The following is a 5,606-nucleotide window of genomic DNA, read 5'->3' as shown; positions in this document are numbered from 1 at the left end:
GTCTGTGGACATCCCCAGTATACCTACATCTTGTCCTGCCCGTACTATGTCTCCCACCTGCACATAATGGCTTATGAGATTTCCGTATATTCCTATCATATTATACCCGTAATCAATCATTACAACTTTTCCCAGACCCTGAAACTTTCCTGCATATATTACTTTTCCTGCTGCTGCTGCATCCACTTTAGTTCCCAGACTAGAAGCTATTTCTATACCACTGCTTATTACATTCCCTTGCTTTTTCTGTCCAAAGGTAACTGCATAGCTGCCTTCCAGAGGTTTTTTCATCTTTCCTATTCTGGATTTTGCAGTTGAAATATCTACATTTTTTACCTGTCTTGCTCTCTCTATTATTATTTTCTCTATCTCTTTTTCTATACTTTTTTTCTTGGTTTTCAGAGTTGTAATATTTTTCTTATGATATATCTCTTCCTTGTTTAGCTGTGCAATAAGAGAATCTTTTTCTATTTTTTTTCGCTCTCCCTGATTCTCTTTTTCTGCAAGTACGTTTTTGAGACGGGTTTGTTCTCTCCTGTCCATCTCTATATCATTTTTTACCAGATCAATGTCTTTTTGTACTACCCTTATATGCTCTAGAGCTTCAAGGTCAGAATATAAGAGCTCTTTGAAATTCCTCTTATTGCTCTGTACATAATTTTTCTGGTCTTTATTTTTTTTCACCCTATTCCAGGCCTCTAGTTTTGCGTTATATTCCTTGGTTCTTATTTTTAGTTCTTTTGTACTGAAATTCAGATTACTTTTACTGTATTCTATTTTTTTTGACAAGGTTGATATTTTTACTATGAGTTCTCTCTTGTCAGTCTCAATCTTTTTCAGTTCACTCTCCAGGTCTTTTATCTGTTTTTTTATAAGTTCTCTGTTTTGTCCTATTACTGTTATCTCTTTGCTGCTTTTTTTTATTCCCTTCTCTATGTCTCCCACCTTTTTTTTCATATCAGACAGCTGATCTCCATATGAAAATGATGTGACTAGAAAGAAAAAAACTACCCATCTCTTCACTGTTTATCACCCTTGATTCGGAATATTTTCCGGGAAATAAACGGAAATACAAGAATAATTGCAAAGGTAGTCACAGCAGCTAGGACAAGCATCTGCTCTGTACTACTCAGTATGTAATCTCTGTCATAGTTGATAAAGTCTCTTCTGAAGACCTCATAGATATTTAAAAATATCAGTGTCCCTGTAAGGGCAGATCCTATAAACACAGCGTCACTTATAAAATAATAAGGTTTAAGCACATTCTTTTTATTTTCTCCTATATAAACTTTTGCACTTATATCCCTGCTGTGCTTCACTATATTAGTGTGTAGAAGACCAAATATTATAAGGATAATAGGCAAAAAAGCTCCCATAAAAAAATACTTAATGACTGTTTTGTTTTTAGCTATTCTCTTATTCAGGTTTTCCAGCTGATCGCTGTCTACGTATACTTCTTTTATAAAGCTGTCTTCCTTGTCTAAATTCTGTCTCAAAAGCTCCAGTTTGTCGTAGCCGTCAAACGTGAGAGATATACTGTCAGAAAGGGGATTGTTTCCTTTAGGAAGCCTTATTCCCAGGTCATCTTCCAATTCTCTCAGTTCCACCTCTTTAGACTCGTATTTCAGATGTACAACCTCTGGCATTCCCAGAAGTTTCCCCTCAAAATTATTAAGTGATTTTTCATCTGGATTCCCCTTCAGGTATATCCTTACTTTGTAGTTGTCTTTCAGATTTTCAGTATTCTGATGGAGGTTCAAAAGAACTCCCCCCACTGCATTTAAAACTATAAAAGCAGAAATAAGTGTAAAAAAATTCATTCTATAACATCTAAAGTCTCTATCTATAATTTCATCTAATTCATTAAAAAACACTTTTACCCAGTTAAACATTTTTAATAACACCCTCTCCAAGCATATTTAAGTCTTTTGGATATTTCTCCAAAATAGTACTGTCATTGGTAATATACATTATACCCAATCCGTTTTTACAAAGTTCCTCTAGCAGTAAAAATACTTTTTTTAAATTTGTTTCATCCAGCCCTTTGTGGAATTCCTCCATTACAATATAAGAAGGCTCTGTAGACAGCGCCCTTGCAAGGCTAAAATAGTGCATCTCCTCCTGCGTAAGATTTTCTATAAAATCATCTTTTTTATGGAGAAGACTAAAAAATTCCAAAGCCTCTAATGATAGCTCTGTGGATTCTTCATCGGTGTATCCCCTTAAATACAGATAATATTTCAAATTTCCAAAGATAGTTTTATAACTTATAAATTTGTAGTCCTTATAAGTTATTCCCAATTTTCTCATTATGATTTTATACCCTGACTTGGAAGAAGCTGTAAAATCTTCTCCTCCCATTATGATGGTTCCCTTCTTAGGAAGAGCTACTTTAGTCAGCATTTGTAAAAATAAATTTTTATCATTTTCCTTTTCATAGGAAAGATAATAGAATTCACCTTTATTTAATTCTAGATTAACTTCAGTTTTTCCATTTAAATTTACATTTACAAATTTAACCAAGATAAAAACCTCCACAGCTTTTTGACATGTCACATTTTTTTCTAATATTTATTCTATATCGATATTTATAGTATATCAAAAAAAGAAAAACTTTCCCATCTAATCTGGAAAGCATTTTTCAATTTTTCTGAAAATCGGTATTGAGTTTAACTGAATTATTGAATTTATAGTTACTCTATTCCTCCTATCTGGTGGGAAGAATCATAATCTAAAAAACTCGTTAATTTAACTGACTTAGGAAAAGTCTCATTTAAAATAAATATAGAGGCGGACTAAATTCCGCCTCTATATTCCTATAAATTTTCTTTTATTACTGACACTATTTTTTCAGCGGTAAGTTCGTACTTCACAAGAAGTTCGGCTCCCTTTCCACTCTGTCCAAACTTGTCGTAAATTCCTACTTTTTTTACCTTTGTAGGATGTACTTCTGAAAGAAACTCAGAAATTGCAGAACCTAATCCGCCTATTACAGAGTGCTCTTCAGCAGTAACTATAAATTTAGTTTCTTGAGCTGCTTTTAGTATAGCCTCTCCGTCTAGAGGTTTTATTGTTCCTACATTCAAAACTCTTACTGAAACTCCCTCTTCTGCTAATATTTCAGCAGCTCTCATAGCTTCAGCCACTAGTATTCCTGTAGCTGCCACTGTTACATCGGCACCTTCTTTTGCTGTGTTTATTACACCTATTTGAAAATCATAAGTTTCTTCATCAAAAAGAACAGGTACATCTAATCTTCCAAGTCTTAGGTATACAGGTCCTTCATAATCTACAGCTGCATGAACCATCTTTCTTGTTTCCACTGCATCAGCAGGTGAAAGAACTACCATTCCAGGGATGGCTCTCATAAGGGCTATATCCTCTACAGACTGATGAGATCCTCCGTCCTCTCCTACTGATATTCCAGCATGAGTCGGAGCTATTTTAACGTTTAGCTTTGGATACGCCACTGTGTTTCTGATCTGTTCAAATGCTCTTCCAGCTGCAAACATTGCAAATGTAGAAGCAAATGGTATCTTTCCGCAAGTAGCCATACCTGCAGCTGTACCGATCAAATCAGCTTCTGCTATTCCCACATTGATATGTCTTTTTGGGAATTCTTTTTGAAACATTGCAGTCTGAGTAGATTTAGAAAGATCTGCATCTAAAACAACAACATTTTCATTTATTTTTCCAAGTTCAACAAGAGCTTCTCCATAAGCTTTTCTTGTAGATTTTTTTGCCATCTGTTCAAACCTCCAATTTATAATTTATGATTAATCCAGAATTTTCTCTACTTTTTCCAGTTCTTTTACAGCTATTTCAGTTTCTTCGTCTGTAGGAGCTACTCCATGGAATCCGCATACATTTTCCATGAAAGATACACCCTTACCTTTTGTAGTTTCTGCAATTATAACTGTAGGTTTACCTTTGCACTCTTTGGCTTTTTCAAGAGCATCTAATATCTCTTGGAAGTTGTGTCCGTCGATCAGGATTACATTCCATCCGAAAGACTCCCATTTTTTATCAAGAGGAGCTACACCCATTATCTCGTCTACATTACCATCTATTTGAAGGTTGTTGTAATCAATAAAAGCACATACGTTGTCAAGCTTGTAGTGAGCCGAAGTCATTGCAGCTTCCCATACTTGCCCTTCTTGTAATTCTCCGTCTCCCATCAGAATATAAGTTCTATACTCTTCACCAGAAATTTTAGCAGACAATGCCATTCCGTTTGCTACTGAAAGGCCCTGACCAAGTGAACCTGTAGATATTTCTATTCCCGGTACTTTTTTCATATCAGGATGTCCTTGTAGTATCGAACCGTATTGTCTCAGAGTTCCCAAAAGCTCTCTGTCAAAATAACCTTTTTCAGCCAGAACTGCATAAAGAACAGGTGCAGCGTGACCTTTAGAAAGAACAAATCTGTCTCTACCTTCCATTTTTGGATTTTTAGGATCCACATTCATCTCAGAAAAATAAAGTGTTGTAACTATATCTGCCGCAGAGAGAGACCCCCCCGGATGCCCAGATTTTGATTTACAAATCATCTGAACGATATCTTTTCTAACTTGTGTTGATTTTTCTTTTAAGAGTTTAATATCTGCCATTTCCATCTCCTTTCAATTTTAACTTTCTTAGTAAGTATATTAAATTTAACTTAGTATTGTCAACAAAACAAAGTTTATAGAGCTGTCACAACTTCTAAAACAACTCTTTGCAAAACCAGCACCACTTTTGCAAAGTATCTAAAAAGCATCTCATACTTTACTGACCCCATTACGATATAAATTATTCCAAAGGATGCAAGAGGTCTTATAGCCTTTTTTTCTTTTTTTATATTAAAAATCAGTGAACATAATCCTAAAAAAAACAAAAATATAAATTCAGTAAAATTTTTTGTATAACTTATCGCTGTAACCATACAGATAATCGTCGAAGTCAAAAGTGAAACTATACTCCATCCTGGTGAAAGAGTTTTATTTATAAAAGGAACTTTTAAAAGCGCTCCTCCAAACCATCCCTTTGGGAATAAATCAAATATAAAATGAAGAGCCAGAGCCATGGAAAAGCCCATTATAAAAAATCTGAACTCCTTGCTGCTTTCTGCTTTAAAAATTTTATAAAAAAATATCATGACAAAAGGACTGTGAGTAATTAGACTTCTGTGTTTTAATTTTAATTTGAGGTCCCAGTCTGGAAATTTTATTCCCAAAAGAAAAGCTGCAAATGATATAAGGACTCCAGTAAAACTAATTTCATCAATTGAAAATTTAAAGATTTCCCTTCCCCTCCTATCTTTTAAAATTATAGGGGTATTATAACATCTATTGAAAGTTATAGGTACGTTTATCTGCAGTTCAATTAAAAAATAAAAGTCACCAACTAAAACAGTGTACACTTTTTAAAATACTTTCACTTTTTTATGGAAAATTTATTTCGGGTACATTATATCACTTATTCCAATCTATGGCTACTAAATATTATAAATAATTACCTTATTTCCTTCTGGAATAACTTTATATTACCTTTCCAAAATTCAGTGTACACTAATTTTGAATCTTAGTCCCTTCTATTCATAACATAGGTTCTTTACTATCCCCCTG

The 5,606-nt window shown here is 34.1% G+C and carries 6 protein-coding genes; all 6 read right to left on the bottom strand.

All coding sequences use genetic code 11. The features are described from left to right. A partial coding sequence (locus ABZA26_RS06475; RefSeq protein ID WP_372713705.1) for a murein hydrolase activator EnvC occupies window positions 1-1,023 on the bottom strand: 1,023 nt, incomplete at its 3' end. After that, window positions 1,020-1,892, bottom strand: coding sequence for a cell division protein FtsX (locus ABZA26_RS06470; protein ID WP_372713704.1), 873 nt, complete (start codon window positions 1,890-1,892; stop codon window positions 1,020-1,022). The genes ABZA26_RS06470 and ABZA26_RS06475, both read right to left, overlap by 4 nt. Further along, complete coding sequence (locus ABZA26_RS06465) at window positions 1,885-2,523, bottom strand: ATP-binding cassette domain-containing protein (RefSeq protein WP_372713702.1); 639 nt, start codon at window positions 2,521-2,523, stop codon at window positions 1,885-1,887. Before ABZA26_RS06465 ends, ABZA26_RS06470 begins: the two co-directional genes overlap by 8 nt. A gap of 293 nt (window positions 2,524-2,816) precedes the next feature. Beyond that, window positions 2,817-3,746: a transketolase family protein gene (locus tag ABZA26_RS06460; RefSeq protein ID WP_372713701.1), complete on the bottom strand. Its 930-nt coding sequence runs from the start codon at window positions 3,744-3,746 to the stop codon at window positions 2,817-2,819. Window positions 3,747-3,776: 30 nt separating this feature from the next. After that, window positions 3,777-4,610, bottom strand: coding sequence for a transketolase (locus ABZA26_RS06455; protein ID WP_372713700.1), 834 nt, complete (start codon window positions 4,608-4,610; stop codon window positions 3,777-3,779). A gap of 74 nt (window positions 4,611-4,684) precedes the next feature. Continuing rightward, complete coding sequence (locus ABZA26_RS06450) at window positions 4,685-5,401, bottom strand: hypothetical protein (protein WP_372713699.1); 717 nt, start codon at window positions 5,399-5,401, stop codon at window positions 4,685-4,687. Window positions 5,402-5,606 lie beyond the last annotated feature (205 nt).

This window comes from Ilyobacter sp., assembly GCF_041583315.1.
Classification (GTDB): Bacteria; Fusobacteriota; Fusobacteriia; order Fusobacteriales; family Fusobacteriaceae; genus Ilyobacter.
The sequence above is the reverse complement of the archived record's forward strand: the minus strand, read 5'-3'. Positions and strand labels throughout refer to the sequence as shown.

Coding starts and splice junctions, on each gene's coding strand:
- ABZA26_RS06470 (WP_372713704.1), bottom strand. CDS start 1,892: ATGTTTAACTGGGTAAAAGTGTTTTTTAATGAATTAGATGAAATTATA.
- ABZA26_RS06460 (WP_372713701.1), bottom strand. CDS start 3,746: ATGGCAAAAAAATCTACAAGAAAAGCTTATGGAGAAGCTCTTGTTGAA.
- ABZA26_RS06455 (WP_372713700.1), bottom strand. CDS start 4,610: ATGGCAGATATTAAACTCTTAAAAGAAAAATCAACACAAGTTAGAAAA.